At 40.0% G+C, this 22,650-nt stretch carries 19 protein-coding genes, 1 pseudogene and 1 CRISPR repeat array; of the genes and pseudogenes, 7 read left to right on the top strand and 13 right to left on the bottom strand.

Annotated features, from left to right (window positions below; translation table 11 throughout):
- Positions 1-467 precede the first annotated feature (467 nt).
- Together RMY63_RS06070 and RMY63_RS06065 are read left to right on the top strand one after the other, a co-directional pair.
- Positions 468-698 carry a hypothetical protein gene (locus RMY63_RS06070; protein ID WP_322727840.1) on the top strand — a complete coding sequence of 77 codons (231 nt, stop codon included), beginning with the start codon at positions 468-470 and terminating at the stop codon, positions 696-698.
- Between the two features lie 5 nt (positions 699-703).
- Positions 704-853, top strand: a complete 150-nt coding sequence (locus RMY63_RS06065) for a hypothetical protein (protein WP_322727839.1) — start codon at positions 704-706, stop codon at positions 851-853.
- A gap of 104 nt (positions 854-957) precedes the next feature.
- Positions 958-1,423: a CRISPR direct-repeat array (repeat unit 36 nt; unit sequence CTGCTCAACGTCTTACGACATCTAATGTTAAAGAAC).
- Between the two features lie 272 nt (positions 1,424-1,695).
- On the opposite strand, the gene cas5 is transcribed toward RMY63_RS06065, so the two are convergent.
- The 9 genes from cas5 to psaC all read right to left on the bottom strand — a co-directional run bounded on the left by cas5 (position 1,696) and on the right by psaC (position 13,024).
- Positions 1,696-2,322, bottom strand: a complete 627-nt coding sequence (gene cas5 / locus RMY63_RS06060) for a type I-MYXAN CRISPR-associated protein Cas5/Cmx5/DevS (RefSeq protein ID WP_322727838.1) — start codon at positions 2,320-2,322, stop codon at positions 1,696-1,698.
- The gene (locus tag RMY63_RS06055; protein ID WP_322727837.1) at positions 2,323-3,297 is read right to left on the bottom strand and encodes a DevR family CRISPR-associated autoregulator; all 975 of its coding nucleotides are present in this window, start codon (positions 3,295-3,297) and stop codon (positions 2,323-2,325) included. It lies immediately after the preceding gene.
- A gap of 88 nt (positions 3,298-3,385) precedes the next feature.
- Positions 3,386-4,888 carry a type I-MYXAN CRISPR-associated Cas8a1/Cmx1 gene (gene cas8a1 / locus RMY63_RS06050; protein WP_322727836.1) on the bottom strand — a complete coding sequence of 501 codons (1,503 nt, stop codon included), beginning with the start codon at positions 4,886-4,888 and terminating at the stop codon, positions 3,386-3,388.
- Positions 4,889-4,946: 58 nt separating this feature from the next.
- Positions 4,947-5,648, bottom strand: coding sequence for a type I-MYXAN CRISPR-associated protein Cas6/Cmx6 (gene cas6 / locus RMY63_RS06045; protein ID WP_322727835.1), 702 nt, complete (start codon positions 5,646-5,648; stop codon positions 4,947-4,949).
- Between the two features lie 84 nt (positions 5,649-5,732).
- Positions 5,733-7,301, bottom strand: a complete 1,569-nt coding sequence (locus RMY63_RS06040) for an ATP-binding protein (RefSeq protein WP_322727834.1) — start codon at positions 7,299-7,301, stop codon at positions 5,733-5,735.
- Positions 7,288-9,525 (bottom strand): Mu transposase C-terminal domain-containing protein, encoded by a 2,238-nt coding sequence (locus tag RMY63_RS06035; protein WP_322727833.1) that lies wholly within the window; start codon positions 9,523-9,525, stop codon positions 7,288-7,290. The genes RMY63_RS06040 and RMY63_RS06035 overlap by 14 nt, the downstream gene beginning before the upstream one ends.
- A 20-nt stretch (positions 9,526-9,545) precedes the next feature.
- Positions 9,546-10,361, bottom strand: a complete 816-nt coding sequence (locus RMY63_RS06030) for a TnsA endonuclease C-terminal domain-containing protein (protein WP_322727832.1) — start codon at positions 10,359-10,361, stop codon at positions 9,546-9,548.
- Between the two features lie 133 nt (positions 10,362-10,494).
- On the bottom strand, positions 10,495-12,366 hold the full coding sequence (gene glmS, locus RMY63_RS06025) for a glutamine--fructose-6-phosphate transaminase (isomerizing) (RefSeq protein WP_322727831.1): 1,872 nt from the start codon (positions 12,364-12,366) through the stop codon (positions 10,495-10,497).
- Positions 12,367-12,778: 412 nt separating this feature from the next.
- On the bottom strand, positions 12,779-13,024 hold the full coding sequence (gene psaC / locus RMY63_RS06020) for a photosystem I iron-sulfur center protein PsaC (RefSeq protein ID WP_012411495.1): 246 nt from the start codon (positions 13,022-13,024) through the stop codon (positions 12,779-12,781).
- A gap of 813 nt (positions 13,025-13,837) precedes the next feature.
- On the opposite strand from psaC, the gene RMY63_RS06015 reads away from it, so the two are divergent.
- Positions 13,838-14,845 (top strand): methyltransferase domain-containing protein, encoded by a 1,008-nt coding sequence (locus tag RMY63_RS06015; RefSeq protein ID WP_322727830.1) that lies wholly within the window; start codon positions 13,838-13,840, stop codon positions 14,843-14,845.
- Positions 14,846-15,014: 169 nt separating this feature from the next.
- Here the strand turns inward: RMY63_RS06015 and RMY63_RS06010 are convergent, their stop codons facing one another.
- The gene (locus RMY63_RS06010; RefSeq protein WP_322727829.1) at positions 15,015-15,251 is read right to left on the bottom strand and encodes a hypothetical protein; all 237 of its coding nucleotides are present in this window, start codon (positions 15,249-15,251) and stop codon (positions 15,015-15,017) included.
- 329 nt (positions 15,252-15,580) lie between these two features.
- Between RMY63_RS06010 and RMY63_RS06005 the strand changes: the two genes are divergently transcribed.
- Positions 15,581-15,949, top strand: coding sequence for a Dethiobiotin synthetase (locus tag RMY63_RS06005; RefSeq protein WP_322727828.1), 369 nt, complete (start codon positions 15,581-15,583; stop codon positions 15,947-15,949).
- Positions 15,950-16,056: 107 nt separating this feature from the next.
- Here the strand turns inward: RMY63_RS06005 and RMY63_RS06000 are convergent, their stop codons facing one another.
- On the bottom strand, positions 16,057-16,668 hold the full coding sequence (locus RMY63_RS06000; protein WP_322727827.1) for a hypothetical protein: 612 nt from the start codon (positions 16,666-16,668) through the stop codon (positions 16,057-16,059).
- A 135-nt stretch (positions 16,669-16,803) separates the two neighbouring features.
- Between RMY63_RS06000 and RMY63_RS05995 the strand changes: the two are divergent.
- The 3 genes and pseudogenes from RMY63_RS05995 to RMY63_RS05985 form a co-directional block, all read left to right on the top strand.
- A pseudogene (locus RMY63_RS05995) lies at positions 16,804-16,929 on the top strand (GNAT family N-acetyltransferase); the annotation flags it as partial.
- 8 nt (positions 16,930-16,937) lie between these two features.
- Entirely contained in the window at positions 16,938-17,117 is a 180-nt protein-coding gene (locus RMY63_RS05990; protein ID WP_322727826.1) for a molybdopterin-dependent oxidoreductase, read from the top strand.
- 5 nt (positions 17,118-17,122) lie between these two features.
- Positions 17,123-19,777: a calcium-binding protein gene (locus RMY63_RS05985; protein ID WP_322727825.1), complete on the top strand. Its 2,655-nt coding sequence runs from the start codon at positions 17,123-17,125 to the stop codon at positions 19,775-19,777.
- Positions 19,778-19,802: 25 nt separating this feature from the next.
- On the opposite strand, the gene RMY63_RS05980 is transcribed toward RMY63_RS05985, so the two are convergent.
- Positions 19,803-21,020, bottom strand: coding sequence for an ABC transporter permease (locus RMY63_RS05980; protein WP_322727824.1), 1,218 nt, complete (start codon positions 21,018-21,020; stop codon positions 19,803-19,805).
- Between the two features lie 158 nt (positions 21,021-21,178).
- A complete protein-coding gene (locus tag RMY63_RS05975) occupies positions 21,179-22,648 on the bottom strand; it encodes an efflux RND transporter periplasmic adaptor subunit (protein ID WP_322727823.1) in 1,470 nt (489 codons plus the stop codon).
- Between the last annotated feature and the right edge of the window lie 2 nt (positions 22,649-22,650).

Here is a 22,650-nt window from a genome sequence, read left to right as displayed (position 1 = left end):
TAAAATTTAAACCTTTCTATTTAAGCACGTAAATTTGCAAATTTAAATCTAGTGGTTTATTGGATTAGATTTAATTGGTAATTTTATTTCTACAATTTTAATATGATTAACTGATTTTATGAATTCAATCAATTCTTCTGGATTCATATCCTTTTATAAAACCGAACCATCCATATAAGTTATAATTACCCTTTGAGTACCCATACTATTTTATTTTTTTAAATTTTTCTCTTATCATAAGATGCTTCAGGCTTTCTTCTAATAGTAAAATCACTGAAGTTCCTTAATTTTAGATTTCTTACAGATAATAATCATCTACTATGAAGATCAGCGCTCGTACCCAGCATTAATGCACCAGATATGCAATAGTCAGTTTTTTGTCAATGCTTAAGTCCTAAATTTATAGAATCTACCCGTAGTTCTTGCTATTGACTATGATTTAGGAGGTGTGTAATAGCTGGGTAGTAATGGGAAAGAAAGGGCAAAAAGGACAAAAAGACGTACCAGAGATGTACGACGAGGTTAAGAAAAGGGTCAACCTAGCCCTTACTCCCACTGGTATTGAAGGATTAGATGCGATCGCCTCCAATTTTGATCTAAGCAGGTCGGAGCTTGTGGAGAGAATTGGCAGACGACTGATTTGCTTAGATACAAATTCCTTCACTGAGGAGGAGATGGAAGCTGTAAAAAAGCACTGACCGAATTGATTGCTATTTACCGCGATCAGTTGAATGGTCAGGGTTTGTTTACTGGTCTTGGTGCAGTTGAGAGCGATCGCAAATTGCAATTACATAAGCAGATTGAGCAATGGGAACAAATCCGTGCAAAAATTTCCAGTGAAGAGAGTAGTTGAAGTATAACCTATGATAAAGAGCAGTATAATTCTGCTCAACGTCTTATGACATCTAAATGTTAAAGAACTTGCATTTCGCGGTAGTCAATTGCCGGCACCCCCACCTGCTCAACGTCTTACGACATCTAATGTTAAAGAACTTAGCAAGGTAGCGGCGATCGCTTTTAAGGATTTTCTGCTCAACGTCTTACGACATCTAATGTTAAAGAACTTAACTCGCACTGGTTGATTAAGTTCGGATATTGAGCCTGCTCAACGTCTTACGACATCTAATGTTAAAGAACTTAACTCGCACTGGTTGATTAAGTTCGGATATTGAGCCTGCTCAACGTCTTACGACATCTAATGTTAAAGAACACCTAAATTTAAGCCACGAAGAAATCTTTGATAGCTGCTCAACGTCTTACGACATCTAATGTTAAAGAACTTCTGCGTTTGATGTGATGGCATAGCGGCAATTTCACTGCTCAACGTCTTACGACATCTAATGTTAAAGAACCGGGTAAGTTCGTTGACGCGCAGCCCATGACGATACTGCTCAACGTCTTACGACATCTAATGTTAAAGAACAGCGATGGCTAAACATGTTAATCCATCAGGTCTTGTAGATGATCTTACAAGCACCTGTCATTAGGAGGCACTAAATTTGCAAAATTTAATGGGCTAGGCTAACTTAACAACGCTCAGAAGGCTTATTATTGGAACTTTCTGAGGAATTGCAAGTATCCTAAATCATGGTGAAAGCGCTAGATTGCTGATTCAGTAAAGAATACCGATTTTTTATCTCTTTGTGTCGGCGCAACAAGCAGATATCCTTGCCAAAATCTAAATATCCTCTTTTTTTAACTAGTTTGAATTGTAGTCCACGATAAATCCGGTGGTTGCCATACTTGGGACTCTTGAAGCTCATAACACTGCCAGCACGTTCTCTTAGACCCAACATGGTCAACCCAGTAGGGTAGAGTTAGCGAACCATCTTCATCTATAACTAACCACCACAGCGACTCACCATCATAGTTCTCAGGTAAAAGAGTAACAGTATTGACTAGATCGCGGCTTTCACCTAAACACAGTCCACCAAATCGATTAATAGAAGCTGGGTTCGCAAATGCCTGCTGCAAAAGTTCTGGTAAAGTAGGCTTTGCTTTGTCTGTTTTCACCCAAACTACAAACTCAACGTTCGTTAGTAACTCTTGATAATCAGGTTTAGCATTCTTAGGGTTGTGGATATCTTTCGTTTTAAACCTGCGAAAAGTCCGAATTACAATAGATTTCTCTGGTTTAGACAAGAGTGCGATCGCTAATTGAGTTCCACAATGCTTATAACGATCTGTCTCACCAATTATAGAAAGTAACATCCCGTACACTGTAGAAGGTGGAGGGACTGGATACGTTTCAGCGTATTCTCTAGCACGGGAGTGACGAAAACAAGCAATAGGTACTTCAACTTTCAAAGCAATTGTCGTCACTTAGTCCCTCCCTGATGACAACTGTAAATCTTCAGCAATGACCTGTTTTAGCGCATTAACTGCGGATTTCACTCCAGGAAACACATTTGCTCCTAAGTCTTCTAAACCCTGAGAAATTAAACCTCCAATCCATAATTCTTTGGGATCAATATCTCCTACTTCTACCTGTCGCACTAAGTTTGATACTGACATATTTCCCAGTTCGTCTTGCTCAAAGCAATATAGAAAACGAGGTGAAAAATCATGTGTCCACCGCAGTACAATACTTTCAGGAGAGAAATCATACAAAAAACGAGCATGATTTCCCGCCACTTCACCAATCGAAACTAAACCATCTAGAACAGCATGGATGCGAGATTTATCTTTGAGACTATCGGGTGTCAATGCAAAACCATATTGATAACGAGTAGCATGAATCTCTGTGGCATAAAGAGAATTTCGTCCTTTGACTCCACTAACAGCATTAAAGGTAATGTCTCCCGTAAAGGCTATCATTGAGACTGCACGAGTAACTTCTAATACACCTCGTCTAGCAGTTATTTTCCCTTTAGGTTTTTGCTTGCCTTTACGTGGAGAAGTTTGCTTGTCCTTAGCTTTAGAACTTTTTTTATGATCATCTTGGGATGTTTGCTCTACTTCACCTTCAGCCTCATCTGACGCTTCCACTTTTGCTGCTTCTGCCTGCATAAATCCCAAAATATCATCATCAATGAAGCGAATCTCATCAAAGTTGGGGTCTTGCCAAACATGATTCGCTACTGGTTGAGCATTCTCATCCCAATGTCGATTCACGGGATAGCCAACATTTTGCCAGTAGTACCGTAATGCCCAGCGAATTGCTTCAGATGAAATAGTAGTATGAACTTCACCTTTCCAAATTAATTTTTGTAAGGTAGTTATGTTCCCTTCATTTTCCCCACGATTATTAGCTGCGGTTCCATAGCTGGTCAAGATATTACCGAATAAATGGAACATTTAAAATTGCCTATTAAATTTATGTTTTGTGTTTTATTAAGTAAAAAAAGTGGAATTATTCACTATTAGAATCAGAGATTTTCAATAGTTATTTTTCAACCATATTGCTTTTTGGATAACTAGCAAGAGCAATAAAAGTTAAATCTCTGGCAACTTTCCAATCCATGATACCAGAAGTTAATGGCAGTAATTCTTCCCAGTGTTTTTCTAAAATGGAAAGTTGACCTGCTCTTCCCCAAAACTCCGCAATAAATTTCCGAAAATTTTCAGCATTTGTACAACGTCCTAGTTGCGATAAAATACGTGTGTTTTCTCGTTCAATTTGAGCATATTGACCCTCATTTGTTCGTCCATAAATTTTAGCGTATATTTTCTTCAATGCCTCATGACAAGCTTTAATAAAGAGTTTTTGACTTTCTAGATTCCATTCAGAGTTTTGAATCATCTTATAAACTCCATCATTAGAAATGAGTTTCAATAAACTTTCATGTTTAAAGATTTTATATAAATTAGCCCACCAAGGAAAGCCCTTTACTAAGTTATTGGCAATTGTTCCCCTAAAGGTATTGCTAATGATAAAATTTTTATTTTTATACTGAATAATTTGGTACTCTGGAAAATAAATTCGACTAAGCTTATAGATAAAGTCTATTATTTCAGTCGCTTCTATCACTGCTATTTCTATGCGAGTTTTTTGCTGCTTTGACCAAACTACCGTTCCAAATAATATTACTTGGCATCGTTTTACTTGATCGAGTATAGCCAATTCTATAATTGTTTCGTAAGTGAGGTATCTTAATGCAGCATCTCCTAAGCTAGATACATTGAAACCCTTGTAATCTAAGTTTCCCAAATTCCAGTATTTATGGGCATAAATTTCTAAGTCAACCACTTCAGGTATAACTAGGGCATACTGTGTATGTTCCAGTTTGGTATGCGATCGCAAAACAAAGTAGTGGCAAGCAACAGGAGCATATAAAAGAGCAAAAGCCAATTGTGGTTTCTCTTCAAACTTAGTTTCTTTTGTAAAAGCGACATGACGAACTACAGATCCCGGATATAGCCACCCTGCTACACCAATTGATCGTCCAAATAATTGACCTTGTTTATCACAGAGTTGTTTAGCAAAATGTTGATGAGTATAGGAAACTGCTTTCTTATACTCGACATCGATTTTTCTACCATCAACTATTAATGACCAGGATTTACCACCGTCAAATTTAAAAACCTGGTTATGTTGGAGAAACGTTCCTGTTATTCCCAAGTGAATATTAATTTGTGTTTCAATATTGATTGAATGCGTATTTAAGCCTGTCAGCGAAATTAGACCTTCTTCATTAATCTGAAAAGATTGCTTTAGAAGCCAGTCTAAAACTACAAAATCCTGCCCTTGCCATTCAAGGCTGATGCTGCGAGGAGTCAGCAACCAACTTAAATTACCAGGTCGTTCCGCAGGTATTGGGTATAGTTTTTCTAGTTGCTTGAGGGTCATCCACAGCCCTGCTATGCCAGCACGATGTATCCAAGTTATGCTTGGATCGCCCAAATTTAACTGAATTTTGGGGTTGACAACACTAGCTACTACGGACATCTTATTTATTTCTGGGAAATACTCTCAAACTTATATTGGGTAGTAGTTAAAACCAGCTTTAACTTGCGTTTCCCTTTCTCTTCACAGGCACAAAAACGCCACAGCCCATCTTACGTTTTCCCCCAATGCCATATCTCAGCAATGTTAGCGAATCTTCATCGTTGAGATTAATGATTTCTAACCCAAAACCCACAACAGTAAAGCGCTTGATTTTGATACTTCTACGTTTTGGGCTACCATCAGTATTTTTGGTAATAAAGGCTTTCCCCTGGATACCCAGTTGTTCTAACTGACGCTGTGCTGCTGCTAAAAACGATTCTGGTTCTTGATAACCCTGGATAATCACTATACGCGATCGCAGTTTCTCAGCAGGCTCAAGCAAAGAAATTTCAGGAATTCCCAAACGAATTGTATGCTTGCCAATTCTCAGGGGCTTACCTGCTAACGGATAAACCAAACGCACTTGATCCATCGGTAGCCGAATCCGAAGCCTAGAATTTTTAGTTAGCTGAATTACGCCTTCTTTGGGAATACCTGCAATGGTGTGAATTCCAACTGTATCTAATTTATGAAGTTCGGGTTCAAAATGAGCGATCGCAGAAAATAGCTCATAGCCGTGGTCGAGAGGTACTGTCTCACCAATCAGGTTAAAAATTAATTCTATGTATGGTAACTGAGACGTTAAAAGCTTTCTTTGCTTTGTTAGATTTAAAGGTGACTCTGGAGGAATCTGCGTAGGTAAGCTGCAATCAATAATCATCTTTCCCACCTTATCTTTAAGCAGATACATGATATTTGAGGCAGCTAAATTATTACTTAGACTACCTTAGTGATTAATATGAGATTACTTTAAAACGACAAGCAACTTTAATTTAGCTTTCTTTGGATTTGTCTTAACAAGACTCTTATTGACTTGTTCTCCCTGCAAAGCAAGAGTATATGCTTTCTTGACTAACGATGTAATGTCTTCATCTTCATCACTAGAAATAATTATTTTTTCTGCACATTCTTTTGCTTTAACAGGTTCTACTTCCAAATTCAAAAGCTCAATAATTACATAATTTAGCTTTGGCGATATTTTATACTGAGTCTGCTGCTTTCTGGCTAATCTCCGAATTTCTTTCAAATCTTTAGAATCAATCTCAGATAGACATCTATTTTCATATTCTGTAGTTTCTAAAGGAGCAATATCTTTATACTTAATCATCCACTCTTTATCACCTGATCTAATCGCATCCAACATTGGTTTAACTAAATACAACCCATCTTTAGCAGCTTGCCGAATCAGGTCTACAGTAATAGTTTCTTTACCACCTATTGAAATAGCTCTCCATTGAACCATCTTGTAAAGCTTGACAGCAATATCAATAATTCCTTGACTTTCGTTATAGAAAACTTCGTTAATTTCATTTGAGAAAGGAATTGGCATTTTTGTCCACTGGTAGTCCCACATCCCTTCCATAAAAAAATACCATTCATCATCATTTGCCATCCTGTCCCAAATTACACTTCCCTCTCCCGTTCCTCTCCTAGCATTTCTAAAATTTCCTTGAAGGATGGGAAAAGCCTCATTCGTACCAACGCGAATTACTGGAATTCCTACAGTGTTGTCCATTTTTACTAAAAAGTTCAACATATCGGAGCTGCTTCTTCTTGCTGTAACAAGATTTTGCATCTCATCTATAACCAAAACCCCTAAATGATGAGTATGGGCAATCTGAGCAACTTGAGCAAGCATATAATCTTCAGAGTTGCGCGATGAACCAAATTTTTTGAAGTAGTTAGTGCCCAACAACCGGTCAACAGCAAGAAAAATATCAGTACACAGACCCTTCAAAGAACGCGCATGAGGACAATCAACCTTCAACCAAACTATCTGGTAGGCACTATGTTCAGGGTGAAGAATGACCGAAGGATACAGATTAAGAATATTTTGGAAATTTGTAGACTTCCCCATTCCTGATGGGCCAATCAAGGTTAAACCGGAAGCAGATGTAGGAAGATTAACGTAGTTTTCTAAGTTTTTACCTCCTCCGTCTTTTATTGCATTATAAATTTGCCTAGAGCGACTTGCATATTCAGGCTTTAGAACATTCCGAGCCAGATAGCCAGTCATTATAAGCGCACAAATTCTCTTCTGTAATTCAACAGTTTTATTTTGGGGATCGAAGTATCTAGAAAGCCTCTCGATGCAATGAAATCTATAACGAGCTTCTAGGTTTCTCTCTTCATCATCAAAATCTGGCGTTCTTGTTACTTTATCTATAAATTCCTCTGCTGAAAGGATAGGAGGTAGCGCCTGAATCAATGGGTTAGCGTTATACTCTGGAAGTTTTTGATCTATGTATTTAGCAATAACCGCTAATTCTCCATCAGGAATCCTAACAACTTCACCCTCATTATTCCTGTCCACGTTTTCGCTCCTGTCTCTTGCGTCTTAGTAAATTCATATGATCAGGCTGCAATGATTTTGATGCCTCTAAATCTTCATCTTCAGCCAAAGGCTGATTATTTGCAGCCTCAACAATGTTTTGTTTTTCTTGCTTTGCTAGCTCAAATCTCTCACTTTTACGCCTTTTGACTTTCTCAAAGGCTCTATTCTCTCGGATACCAGCAACTTTTTTTCTGTTACTGATTTTGTCATCTAAAACTTCTTCAGTCTCTTCTTTAGCTTTACTAACTATACTTTTTATATTTGCCATTAAATCTACTTTTCCTTGTAGCTGTTTACCATAATTTTTTTGTTTTTGCAGTTCTTCAGATGCCTGTAAATATTCGATATCATATAAATTCTTATCGGAGTATCGTTTTTGGGAATCCAGAAGAAAACACTTTTCAAAATCTCTGCCATCGGGAGAGCGCACATAAATATAGTTTAGTTGGCGAATATCATATGAAACATTCAATGATTTTTCTGATTTAGAAAGCAAACCACTTCTAGATTTTTCAAACCAAAATTCTTTTCTTGCTTTATCACAGGTATAGTATATTCCTTTAAATTTAATACCACGAGCAGTAATTGTTGCTTGCCCTGTTGGCATTAGGTTTAACTTGATAATATCTTCTGGAAAAGTTCTGAGTCTACCAGAACGATTTGCTATTCCCCACTCCCACAGTTCTCTGGGTATCGGATTTATATCATCAGCAATCATCATCTCATCTCTACTGTAATTACTTAAATAGTCATGATTGTTCCGTTGGAGAATTAAAAAAATAATTATTTTAGTAAATTCTTCTATATCAAGTCTGCCATCAAGGCGGTAGTCATGCCCTCCTCTCTGCCTAAAATCTGTGTCTATATAACCGGGAACAAATGGTTTTACATACCCATGAATAATACGAAATTGTCTTTCAACTAAACCTTTCCAATCTGCTCGATAAGGAGCAGCATTTTCAATGCGAACGTTTAAATTAGGGATTAATGTTTCTACCTTCATGCCTGCTAATTCACCTCGATCGCCCAAAATAGCATCAGGAACATGCTTGCATGGCCAATCACTTTCAGAAATTTCAATACCATATTCTTGGCAAAACTCTACCTTGTCTGTAGCGGCATTGGCTAAAGCCATCATGGCTCCTGCCCAAGATGGCCCTTCCAAGCCAACATAAACACCCGTTATCATGCGGCTAAAAACATCAATAACCACATAGATAATAGGTCTACCAATAATCCAGTTGCGATTGTATTCTGATACTAAGTATACATCTGCAATTGTGGCATCAATTTGATATCTCGACCCAGGCCCCATCGTTTCCATTTGTGAGGTTCCTGTAATAGCCCGATACTCAAGAGCATACTTTCTAGAACCTTTACGGGATATAATAGTCTTCCTAATATCAGTTTGTTCTACTTCATACCAATATTTAAACTGAGTAAATGTAGGTTGTTTTTCTGGAGGGATTAAAATGCTTTTTTTCACTCCATTCTCATCATAATAAAAATCCTCATGGTAAAAATTTTGGATCATCAAATTATAAGCAGTAGTTAAAAAATTTTCTTTAGGATTGTTGTAGAACTTAGTAACTGCAAATCTAAAGATTTTTTTATCCTCCTCTGTGACATTTACCCCAGTACTAATTTCTTGGTCATGTGCATATTTTCTTGGTCTTCCTCTCTTCTTGTCTCCTGATGTTTTAGGTTTTCCTCTACCACCAGAATTTGCATAATCAGGCAGAAGAGCATTTTTATTTTTACCCCTCTGCCAAAATCTTCTTAAATATTTATAAACACTTATTTCTACTAATTTACCTTTACTTCTACCTGCATTATATTTTTCAATAGTCTGCTGAACTAAAGTACCTCTATAATCTCGATAGTAAACCGAGGGTTCTTGAGTAATGATAAATGAAATTATTTGCCAAGCTCTATCTCTCAGTTCTTTTTCCTTCTCTGACAAATCTTCATCTCTGACTATTCTTGCCCACGGATCTGATTTAAGCTTCAATGCACGACTATCAGAAATAGCTTCTATAATCTCTGAAATTTTTTTAGGTTCTGGAAATCCTGTTTTAGTATTTATATCAAAAACAAAGGCTATAGTATATCCTTCATCAATCCAAAGAACTCGTTCTACGAAGTTATTACCTGATTCATCAATCCATTCAATCAAGTCATTGACAAATAATTCATTAATCATGTAAAGCACCTCGTATTATTTTAAATAATCTTTTTAATTTCTTTTGAAGAAGGGGAACTAGATATTTTGGTTAGTAACATATCCATAATGATTTCTTTCCGAGCGATAAGATGTCTAAAAAGATAGAGGCATGTACCAGGCTCTATATTCATGTCTTTATCTAAACCCGTTGTTATTCGATTGATGCTTGAATCAGCTTCCTGAAGCTTGGACTTTAAAATGTTGGCAATGTTACGTAGTTCTTCGAGATTTATATCTGCATTTTCCTCTAATTTATAAGCAGTATGAACCCACTCAATATTTTCCGCTAATAGTTTAGGAACTTCTTTTTCTGTAATTATTCCCCAATCAATACCTTTGGCAGCATAGTAACGCTTTTCTAACTCAAATTTTTCAGCTACAGACTTACTTCCCAAATCCTTGGTTAGCTTAAATGTTCGTGCTTTCTGGACTATCTTTTCGCCTTGCCTGACAGAAAGCATAAAATCCGTGGTTAAAGGATAGGGAGTATTACTTTGAGGGTCTTTGGGATGGTTAATAGCCATTTTTTCTGCGATACTCATTGATAAGTCAAGGTCAAGTAGAGGAAACTGCTCTCTTATATCTACAATCGCATCAGACCACTCAAACACATAAAATAGCCGCTTCTCGTTATCAGAAAACAGATGATGTTCTCGGTTTGTTTTCCAACCTGGGGGTCTGGAAACACGACCCTTTGAAGGAAAATCCTGAATCTTTATCCAAGGCTGATAGTCTTTACCAGTACCCTGACCACGCCCTTCCTTGAAGTAACGCTCAAACTTGGCTTGCGTCCAATCTTGATTGCTTCTAGCCATAAAAACTCCTGTAGATGCTCACATACACACCTACAGGATAAATTGTACAACTTTTTTATGTATTGTATAACTTTTTTATTTGTTATACGACTTTATTATTCCTCCACAACTGAACCTTAAGTATAAAATACTACTATTCCACAGTAACACTTTTGGCAAGGTTACGAGGTTGATCAACATCCAAACCGCGACGGGCAGCAATATGATAAGCCAATAATTGCAAAGGAACTACTGTCAAAATCGGAGAAAGCAATTCTTCCACATGAGAGATGGCAAGAATATCGTTAAAGATTTCCGCCGCTTCGCCATCGTTGACGGGAGTAACGCCAATTAACCGAGAATCTCTGGCTTTGGCTTCTTGGGCATTAGAAATAACTTTTTCGTAAACACTACCAGGGATTGCGATCGCAACTACTGGTACTTTCGCATCTAATAGAGCGATCGGGCCATGTTTCATCTCTCCAGCCGGATACCCTTCGGCGTGAATATAGCTGATTTCTTTTAATTTCAACGCCCCTTCCAAAGCAATGGGAAAGTTAATTCCTCTGCCCACAAAAATGAAATCTTTGGTTTCAGCGAATTCGTGGGCTAGCTGTTCGGTTAAACGTTCCTGACTTTCTAAAGTTGCTTCAATTTCTTTGGGAATCTGTCGCAACCCATTAATAATTTGATCTAATGTATCTTTTGAAACTGTCTGACGACGAGCGGCTAAATCCAATGCCAATGCATAAAACGCCATCAGTTGGGCGGTAAAAGTTTTCGTCGCTGCTACCCCAATTTCAATTCCCGCTAGGGTACTGATAACATGCGGTACTAGATGACCAAGGCTGCTCTCGGGGCGATTGGTAATGCCCAGTAGTCGCGCTTGATATTTGGGTTCTTTCCCCTGGCGACGTTCTTTTTCCATCGCCAAAGCTGCTAGGGTATCGGCGGTTTCGCCTGATTGGGTAACACCAACAATCAACGTGTTAGCCGTCATGGGTGATGGTGCATAGCGATACTCAGAAGCGTAATGCACCTGAGTTGAAATTCCTGCTAGTTGTTCGAGTAAATATTTTCCGATTAATGCTGCATGCCAACTTGTACCACAGGCGAGGATTTGAATTTGTTCTAAATCGTTGTATAAATCTTCAGGTAAACCAAGATTGATTGGCGATTCGGTAGATTCGGTTGGATTAAAGTATGCGTCTAAACTAGCTCTTACTACCCCTGGTTGCTCATGAATTTCTTTGAGCATGAAGTGTTTGAATCCCTGCTTTTCTACCATTGCAGGATTGAAGTTGAGCAGCCGGGGTTGTTTTTTCAACCTGTCGCCAGCAAAATTGTAAATCTCAACGCCCAAAGGTGTGAGGCGGGCAATTTCGCCATTTTCCAGAGGTAGCACCGCACGGGTGTAGGAAACGATCGCAGGCGTATCAGACGCACAAAATAACTCCCCTTGGCCAAAACCAATTACCAAAGGTGCTTGTTGGCGGACAACAATTAATTCATCGGGGTAGTCAGCAGAAATAACTGCAAGTGCAAACGCCCCGCGCAAGTGGTTAACGGCTTGGCGAACTGCCTCTAGGAAGGGAGATGAGGGGGGAAGATTCTTTAAAAATTCGGCTATCAGATGGGGAATGACTTCGGTATCAGTTTCAGAACGAAATTCGTGTCCTTTTGCTTTGAGTTCTTCACGTAACTCGCGGTAGTTTTCGATAATGCCATTTTGCACTACCGCTACTCGCTTTGCCGTATCTAAATGGGGATGGGCGTTGTATTCTTCTGGTTTACCATGAGTTGCCCAGCGTGTATGACCAATACCAATTGGAGCAGGGGTTTCTATTTGTTCCAGTTTAGAACGCAGGTTATGGAGTTTACCCTTTGCCCGCACACAATTTACCTCACCTTCCCAAACAGTGGCAATTCCAGCCGAATCGTAGCCCCTGTACTCTAGTTTCTCCAGTCCAGCCAGTAAAATGTCTGTCGCCGCTTGAGTGCCTATATATCCAACAATTCCGCACATTCTTCACACCACTTTTTTTCAGGATGATTAAATCCAGTATAGTCGGTAGCATAAAGTGGACATTTTGCAAAGAAAAAAGGGAGTATTTTACTCCCTCTACCACTAGGTCTTGTTATGGATTTTAGGTTTTTTTACAGCGGGTTCCCCGTCAGCTTTTGACTTGACGGTACAAATACAGCTTCTAGGATTTAGATACCCAGAGATTATATCCCTAATCTAAAATTGCGATTTCGTAAGGCGGGCAGTGTCCACTCTATGATCGTAAAGGTGATTGCTATTGAGACACTTAAAAGTCTTGAGTGCCGAGTTGCGAGTTCCGAGTGAAGAATCAAAAAATTGTATTTTTAATTTACTTCTTTTTATCTCAGCACTCAGTACTCAGCACTCAGCACTCCGATCAGCACTCAGCTTTTTAGTAAGCTAGACCCATACTGCGAGTTGTTTCAGCGCCCAGGTAAACCCGGATGCTCAAAAAGTCGGTGGGACAAGCGGTTTCGCAACGCTTACAGCCCACGCAGTCTTCTGTACGGGGTGAAGAGGCAATTTGAGCAGCTTTACAGCCATCCCAAGGAACCATCTCAAGTACATCAGTAGGGCAAGCGCGGACGCATTGGGTGCAGCCAATGCAGGTATCGTAGATTTTTACGGTATGAGACATTGAAAAAACGGCTCCTTTCGAGTGTTCTTCTCTGCGAAAGAATCATAATCAACGCATAGTTTACCGCAGTGGTTGATAGGCCGTAATCAAAAGGCTACATAACTTCAAACAATGTAATAAGCACCCAAGATATTTGTTTTTGCGAGATTGCCCCTATTGACTGATTAAACCAATTCGCAATTCGCAATGACGCTCTCTACGAGACGCTGCGCGTAGCTTGCTTCTCTGTAAGAGTACGCGGACTCGCTAACGCTGCGAAGAGAGCAATTCGCAATTACGTTTTGTAACGAGGATTTAACCCCGACACAAAACCTGCTGTCTATAGAGACAGGGGACTTAAACCCCCAAACTTTGTTAATCAGCAACATCACAAGAGCGTTTTTACACTATTGCCTTACCAGAATATGATGAAAACGTAAAGATGTATGAAACAAAAGTCAATCTCTAAAGATTACATCGGAGTTATCTATGGTACTTATTGCTTAACAACTATATACAGTCAAACAAGTCCAACTTGTAACAAAATATTAATTATTATTTAAAATTTCAAATGAACTGTATGCAGAATAATTTTATTTTGCGATCGCTTACCTGACAAAACTAGGCGATCGCAGTTATTGTTTATGTGATAATTGCCATAAATATACTAATATTCTTAGTAAAGTTAAGAAATATAGGACTTCTATTTAACTTTAAAAATACACCTAGTATGTGGTTTACCCACTAGATCCAGGTTTTGATGAATAAAGGCTATCCTATATTAATTAAAATTTTTCACGGATCATTTATGATTGCTATATATAGGTGCTTACTATGACTAAACTTCAAAATAAAATAATAGTTAAATATAGTGTTTTTTTTTCTAAGGTTTTTAGGTATGTCAGATATTATCCTAAAGATATAATTCGGATATTTTGGTTTGCTGTTTTTCTAGGATTGTTCTACCTTTCTAATTGGCGTTCACCAAATAATGAAGAATTTGTTAATTTAGTATATGCATATTTTTTATTTTCTCCACTCTCAAAGGAAGAACTTTTATTCTACAAAAATAATCTTGATAAAGGTAATTTTTCAAGAATTCAGGTTATTCTCTCTTATTTAATGCTACCAATTGGGATTGAACAAAAACTCTTTTCTCGAACAGGCATAGACGCACATCATCTCGCAAGAGTCAAACTCGTACAAGAAATATTGCCACAGGCTGAGTATATTCTCGATTTAGGAGGTTCTTGCCCTGGTTCGCCAGAAGGTGCTCTTATGGTCATGGGTTATCCATACAATCCGCAACAGTTGGATATTGTTGATCTACCACGGGAGGAAAGAATTTATAATTCGCAATCTGAGGAACATCCTCAGCAATTCATAACTCCAGATAATCTTACAAAAATTAATTATATCTATCGCTCAATGGCAGATTTATCTAATTTTCCAGAACATACTGTTGACCTTGTGTGGTCAGGACAAAGCATTGAGCATGTAACAGAAGAAGAAGCAGAGAAAGTAATTCAAGAAGTGTTTAGAGTCATCAAACCAGGTGGAGCATTTTGTTTAGATACGCCAAATCGTCAGCTTACAAAGCTTTTGGTACGTAGAGGATTTGTACATCCTGAACATAAGATTGAATATACACCTGATGAATTGATTGCAAAGATTCAAAAAGCTGGTTTTATTATTAAAAATAAATTAGCTGTTTCTCCAATGCCCTATAGTTTAAAAACCAAAAGATTTAGCAAACTGGAATTGATGAACAGTATTGGTTTTTCGGAAAATATAAACCAAGGTTTTTCTTTTTTCATCTATTGTAGTAAGCCAGATAATTGAGTAAGATGTTACAAATTTTACTTGTATAATTAGCGCGGACAAAACTTCGGTCTGAGTTGTTTGGTAGTGAGCGGCGATCGCAGTCAGCAATTTTTTTGCGATCGCTGACTGAGAACTTGGATATTTAATTTTTTATGTCTGGCAATTTCATAATGTTTATTCCTACATATCAGAGGATTTCAGAAATTGCAAACTCATCATTTATAGCAGTAATTTGTGTTTGCATCTTTGGCTCAAAAGCGGTTACTTGCAATTGTTCATCTAGATTTTTAGCATCAGCCAATTTATCTTTGACATACTCACTTTCTCGGATTTGTCGAACAATACTTTCTAACAACCAAAGTTGCTCCTCTACAGACAAGGCAAGGATAGAGCGCTCAAGTTCTAGTAAATTCGGTGAGAACATTTTACTTCTGACTCCTAGTAATGTGAATTTTTCAAAGATATTATATTCAGTCTATCTGGTTAACCTAGAGCATCGTCAATTTCCGATCATTTTCCCCACGCCTATCATTTCACAAATCATCAGAGATTGCTATAGCAATCCGATTTGATTCGGAAAATTACTCGTAGAGACTAGGGACTCTTTACTGAGGACTGGGAAGAAGGGATAAAGGTGTACTGACTTTTTTCCACGCAATCAAATATGAGTCCTATATAAATAACTAGAAAGCCGTTTTATGACTTTTTAATTAAGTATTACTGCTGAAGCAAAATGTGCGCTAAACTGACTACATGAATTACGAAACAGCTAGGAAACTCCTCATAGATCAGACAATCACAACCGAGGAAAACCCAGATGCGCTGTTAACGCGTATGAAACAGGGCAAACCGCCGGTACCCGGTCAGATCACTTCGATTTTGTTAGCATTGAAAGTGGTGTTTGAAGCCCTCAAAGATGCAAAGAGCCTAGACCGAGAACTGGCTTTGGCCCTTTATCAGTTAAGCATTAAGGCGCAACAGCTATTTGGCGCAGGGCGTAAAGCCGGGATTGATTGGCCACCACTATTCAAAGAAGATTTATTACGAATTTCCTTAGCAGCTGAAAGTATCTTTTCGGGTATATGGCAAACCTTAGCTCAGATGGAGTTGGGGAAGAGATGAAAGATACAAGGGGACAAGGGAGCAGGGGGAGCAGGGGAAGCAGGGGGAGCAGAAAAGAATAACTCTTGACTAATGACTAATGACTAATGACTAATGACTAATAGCCATTAACGAATTTGCAGTTCATTTTCTAACTTGTCTAGGTCAGTTTTGAGCAAAACGGTCATTTGACCGGTAAAAGCTTTGCCATTCTGGGGTTGGGCAACTTCTATCCAATATACATAGCGATCGCCTACTCGTAATTCTCCTTTTAAGGCTTCCCGAATCGGAGTTTTGGCCAGACGTGCGGAATTAACTACCTTCTGGTTGGGATATTCATACACGACTTGGGCGCGATCGTAGTCTTGATAAATCTCCAAGCCATAAATCACCCGCAAGGATTCTTGGAGGCGATCGAATGTCATACCGTTAATGGCATCATACATAGCAATGCGCTCACTGCGAATTGTGCCACGGTCTTTGGAAAACTCCACTCTACCAGGAGGCAATACCGACGCTTGAAAAGTGAATCGTTGGGCAGCTGTATCAGTCTTTTGCACAAATAATCGTTCCCCTCTCCTGGGGCGGAGTGTCGGATGTGCTTTAATCCAAGTGCCTACTTCCTCTGTACTTTGTCCTGGTAAAGCCTTGGCTTGGGAATCGAAAAGCGTTCCCACGCACAGCCCGATTGCTAGAGAAACAGGTAAAATTAAACAGTTAAGCAAAGATTTTTTGAGCATTTTGCTATTCAGGATTTTTATAGAAATTTCCCCATTTGGGATTAACCATAGTTTTCCCGTTTTTCAGCAAAATTACTTCAATGGATTGCAGCGATCGCGCATCTAAGCCTTTATGGATCGCCGTAGGGGCTAAGATTGTACGGACAAGAAGATAAATTTTGGGACTGGGAGTTGAAACTTCAGTTCGTTATTCGCAGACAACCAAACCGCGAAGGCTATGCAATTGAGTACGAAGGCGAAACTCAAGGGTTAATGCTGATCGTTTTCGTTTGAAACACCCAATGAAGCAGGTTGCTGGAAACAAAGGTGAACCTGATTCTAAATTTGAGGCAATTTCTTGGGATGAAGCACTTTCAAACATAGCTAGCAAATTGTCGGCACTTAGGGATGCAGGTGAAGCCAGAGCGATCGCAGCATTCAAAAAGGAAAATATGTATTCAGGTAGGTAAAAATTATGGCAAATATCATTGGAACCAATGATAACGATACTCTAGTAGGCACTTACGAAGCGGACACGATTAAGGGTCTTGCAGGCAACGATACCATCACAATTTCCTTTGGCAAGGACACTTTGACTGGTGGAAGCGGCAAGGATAAATTTGTTTTCAGCGGCGAGAGTAGCGACACTAATATCATCACCGATTTTGGTGGGGTAGGTAAAGGTGTAAATCCTTCGGTAGAAGTCATTGCTGAAGTAGACATCCTACAATTCCAGGGCTTCGGCTTTACTGCCCAAAATTTGCTGCTGACCCAGAATGGCAGCAATCTGGAAATCACCTTTGAAGGGGTAAGCGATCGCCAAATCATTCTGCAAAACTTTGCTCTAGAAAACTTGGAAAACTTGAGTAAATCTACAGGAGCCACTGTAGACTTGGGCAATATCCTGTTTTATGGGCAAACTAGCATCGCGGACAGCTTTGATGTCTTCAATGCCAACTCCACTCAAAGCGCTATCTTCAACTTGAACACAGTTACCTTCCTTAACGACCTCGACAATAATGTTAACGGTTTTGACAACTCAGATGATGTGATTAATAGTCAGGGGGGTAATGACAAAATCGACGGCAAAAGTGGGAACGACTTGCTGCGGGGTGGTGCGGGCAATGATACTCTCATTGGTGGTGTGGGCAATGATACTCTCATTGGTAGTATAGGAAATGACTCCCTCGTTGGTGGTACTGGTAACGATACGTTTAATATTAACCTTTCAAAAGACGATAACCTTCTCGATGCTGGCGATGGCAATGATTCTCTTAATGCCGCTACCACCTCAGGCAATAACACCCTCAACGGTGGTACTGGTGACGATACATTAAATATTGACTATTCATCAGGCAATAATCTCCTTTTTGGTGGAGATGGCAATGATTCTCTCTCCCTCTCTGGCTTCGATTACTTCAGTTACTTTGGCGCCTCAGGCAATAATACCCTTAACGGTGGCGTTGGTGATGATTACTTGACTGCTAATTATTCAACAGGCAATAACTTACTGGATGGAGGCGTTGGTAACGATATCTTGGATATTCAAGCTTCAAAAGGTGATAACTTACTTTCTGGGGGCGATGGCAATGATTCTCTATTCGCCTCTGGCAATACTACCAGATACGGCATTGTTCCCTCTTTAGGCGATAACACCCTCAACGGTGGTGCTGGTAACGATACGTTTAATATTAACTTTTCAAAAGGCGATAACCTACTTAATGGTGGCGATGATAATGATTCTCTCATAGCCTCTGGCTCCTTCGTCTACTACGAAGGATTCTTCGCCGCTTCTGGCAAGAATACCCTCAACGGTGGTGCTGGTGATGATACATTAAATATTGACTATTCACCAGGCAATAACCTCCTCTCTGGTGGGGATGGTAATGATTCTCTCTCCGGTTCTGGCTACTACCACGACGATAACGACTCCTACGAAAGTTATTATCATGTCACATTAGGCAATAACACCCTCAACGGTGGTACTGGCGACGATACATTAAATATTGACTATTCATCAGGCAATAATCTGCTGGATGGAGGTGATGGCAATGATTATCTCTCCGGCTCTGGCTTCCTGTACAACGACTATGAGGGGGGCAATACTGTAACGTCAGGCAAGAACACCCTCAACGGTGGCGCTGGGGACGATACATTGAATATTGACTATTCAACAGGCAATAACCTCCTCTCTGGGGGTGATGGCAATGATTCTCTCTCTGCCTTTGGCGCGTTAGGTAACAACACCCTCAACGGTGGTGCAGGGAATAATACTCTCATTGGTGGTACAGGCAATGACTATCTCAACGGTGCTAGTGGTGACGACTTGCTGCGGGGTAATGCAGGAAATGATACTCTCATCGATAGTGTAGGTGTTAACACACTTAATGGTGGCGCTGGTGACGATTATTTGAGTATTAACTTTAGTATTAACTCTTTTGATGGCTATAATCAGCTCTCTGGGGGCGATGGTAATGATTCTCTATTTGCCTCTTACTTCAATGATGAAGATAGCTCAGGCAATAACACTCTCAAAGGTGGTGCTGGTGACGATTACTTAAGTATTAATGGTCTTACTGGCAATAACTTCCTTAACGGGGATGATGGCAATGATACTCTCTCCACCTCTAATGGCTCTGATTATGGTAACACCCTCAACGGTGGTACTGGTGATGATTCCTTGCGTGTTGACTATTCCGAAAGCAGTAATCAGCTCTCTGGCGGCGATGGCAATGATACTCTCTGTGCATATAGCGCATTAGGCAATAACACTTTTTATGGTGGGAATGGTAATGATATTCTCACTGGTGGTTTTGGTAATGATACCTTTGTTTTCTATAATTACAATGAAGGCGTTGATACTATTTATGACTTCAACGCCACTAATCAACTGATTCAGATATCGGCTGTTGGTTTTGATAAAGGTTTATCATATGGTTCACTAAAGACAAGCCAGTTTACAATCGGAACATCTGCAACCACAAGCAATCAACGATTTATCTACAACAGCGCTACAGGTGGATTGTTCTTTGACCTTGATGGCAGTGCGTCTGGGTTCACTCAGATAAAATTTGCACAACTATCTACTGGATTGTCACTAAGCGAAAACAATTTTGTGGTTGTTTATTAGCCGTAATTAGTATTCTTCTATCACTCTAGGCACTTCTCAAAGCCACAATCGGGTCGAGTTTAGCAGCGCGACGTGCAGGAATAACGCCAAAGAATAAACCAATTCCTCCAGAGACACCAACTGCCATAGTAATCGCTACAGGAGAAAGACTCGCTTCTAAAGGAGTCAAGGCTGCCACTAATAGAATGCCACTGATACCAACCGCAGTCCCAACTAAGCCGCCAGCTGCAGAAACAATCACTGCCTCAATGATGAACTGTAGCAAAATATCTTGCTCAGTTGCCCCGATCGCTTTCCTTAATCCGATTTCTTGGGTGCGTTCGGTGACGGAGACAAGCATAATATTCATAATCCCAATGCCGCCGACAAACAGGGATATCCCGGCGATCGCAGCTAGCATAATTGTCAATGCACCTGTAATTTGGCCGACAGTTTGCAAAGCATCTTTCTGGGTGCGAAGAGTAAAGTCATCTTCACCATTAATTTTGTGCCGTAGACGTAGCAAATTAGTAATTTGGAACTCTGCTGCATCCACACTCTCGGAATCACGAGCGGCAGCAACAAGGTAATCTAAGGCAATACCATAAGGAGAATTCTTGCCCACAAGTCGGTTTGCTGATGTGGTGATTGGGATTAAGGCAGCATCATCATAATCTGCTCCCACACTGGAACCTTTGGCTGTTAACGTTCCAATCACTTGAAAGCTGGTATTTCCGACTCGCAATTGCTGGCCTACAGGATTACTATTACCGAATAGTTTTTCTGCCAAGTCTCCACCTAGCACAACGACTTGGTTACTGCGCTTAATGTCTATCTCTGAGAAAAACCTGCCTTTAGCAGTTTCAAAATCCCGCACTGATAGGAACGAGGGAGTTGTGCCAATGATATTGACATCGGTGTTTCTGTTGCGGTATGTAACTACCTGTCTTCTGTTTAACTCTGGTGCAACTCCTACTACTGTTGGTACTTGAGAAGCGATCGCATCTGCATCTTGCAACACCAGAGTTTTTGGCACTTCAAAGGAGATCCGCTGAGTTTCTTGATTTCCTGGCAGTACAAATAGCACATTTGGCCCTAGAGACTCCAGCTGTTTATTCACGTATTTTTGTCCACCTTCGCCAATGCCAATCATCGCAATCACCGAAGCGTTGCCAATAACTATACCCAACATCGTGAGGGCGCTACGCAACTTATTTGACAGCAGGGTTTTCCCCGCCATATTCATGCTTTCGAGGAAATTCATATCTTAATAAGTAGGTGCAAATAAAGATAACTAGTGAGGGTTGTCATTTGTCATTTGTCCTTAGTCATTTGTAAGGGTTTTAGGTGTATTTACATTACGTAACCTAGTTAGGTTTTTTCTCGCCGACTTACTTATAATTACGAATTACGAATTACGAATTACGAATTATTTTTTTCTTTGACCTTCTCGATTTTGTAGTCTTTGGGTGGGTTAACAAAAATGCGATCGCCTTCTTTAACTCCCCCTAAAATCTGAGTTTGATCTTGAATTTGTGCCCCAACTGTAACTTCGCGGAACTGGGGTTTATTGTTTGCATCTGGTACGAGTACGCCAGTTTTACCCTTTTCGGTGACGATTGACACCGTTGGTAATACCAAGGCATTATTAACGCGATCGCCTAAAAAAGTCAGATCCACATTTAAGCCAGAACGTAGTTTATCTATGCCAGTATCGATAGCAACCCGCACCTGGAATGATGTCACACCTTGTTCCACTACTGCTTCTGGAGCAATTAGGCGCACATGACCTTTAAAAACTTGGTCGGGATAGGCATCGGCGACAATTTCCACCTGCTGTCCCGGTTTCATTCTGCCAAGATCGGCTTCGGGAACTTGAGCTAATATTTCTAAACCGCGTGCTACGGCGACAATTGAACTAGAAGTTGCCGATGCACTAGTAGAAGCAGAAGTTGTGGGTGTGACAAACGCGCCTGGTTCGGCATACTTTTGGGTAACAATTCCTGACAGAGGAGCGCGAATAATAGTATCTTCCAACTGCACTTGTACACCCTTTAACTGAGCCTCAGCAGATGCAACAGCGGCTTGACGCTGGGCAATTTCTTCAGAACGAGTGCCATCTTCTAACAGTACCAATGCTGCCCGTGCTTCGTTAACAGCAGCTTGGCGTTGGTCGATTTCCTCATTCCGAGTACCACTTTGGACTAAGGAAAATCGTTTTTTAGCTTCTTCTAAATTGGCTCTAGCACTTTTGTCGTCGCTGATGGCTTGATCGAGTAATTGTTTTTTCTCTGCTCCCTCTTTATATAGATATTGGTAACGCTTTACCTGTTCGCTGGTGTAATTCACCCTTGCTTGAGCTGCATCTACTTGGGATTGAGATTGAGCAATCTCTTGAGGACGATTACCAGCCTTAGCCGCAGCTAGTTGGGCTTGAGCTTGTGCTAATCGCGCCCTAGCTTGAGCGATTTCTTGAGGACGACTACCAGCAAGGGCTTCGGCTAGCTGTGCTTGACTTTGGGCTAAGTTAGCGCGGTATTGGCTCCTTTGAGCCTCAATACCAGCACTATCCATGCGGGCGAGAATTTGCCCTTGTTGAATGCGATCGCCTTGTTCCACGTATAATTGCGACAGCACACCAGGGTTCTTCGGACTAATATTTACGCTCTGAACTGGCACGACTTTGCCACTAGCTGTAATCCGCAAAGTAACGTTTTGTGCTGCAACTGGCACAGTTAATTGAGCAATATCTTCTTTGTTTGTCCCTTGATTTACCAAGGTATAAGTTGTTACAGTACCCACAACCAAAGCACTCCCCGCCATCAGCCCAATCAGCCAGCGCAATGGATACTTAACTTTGCCAATAACTGGAATTTCTATGTGCGTAGCCATAT

Source organism: Nostoc sp. ChiQUE01b (assembly GCF_034531255.1).
GTDB lineage: Bacteria > Cyanobacteriota > Cyanobacteriia > Cyanobacteriales > Nostocaceae > Nostoc.
This window is presented reverse-complemented; position numbering and strand designations above follow the sequence as displayed.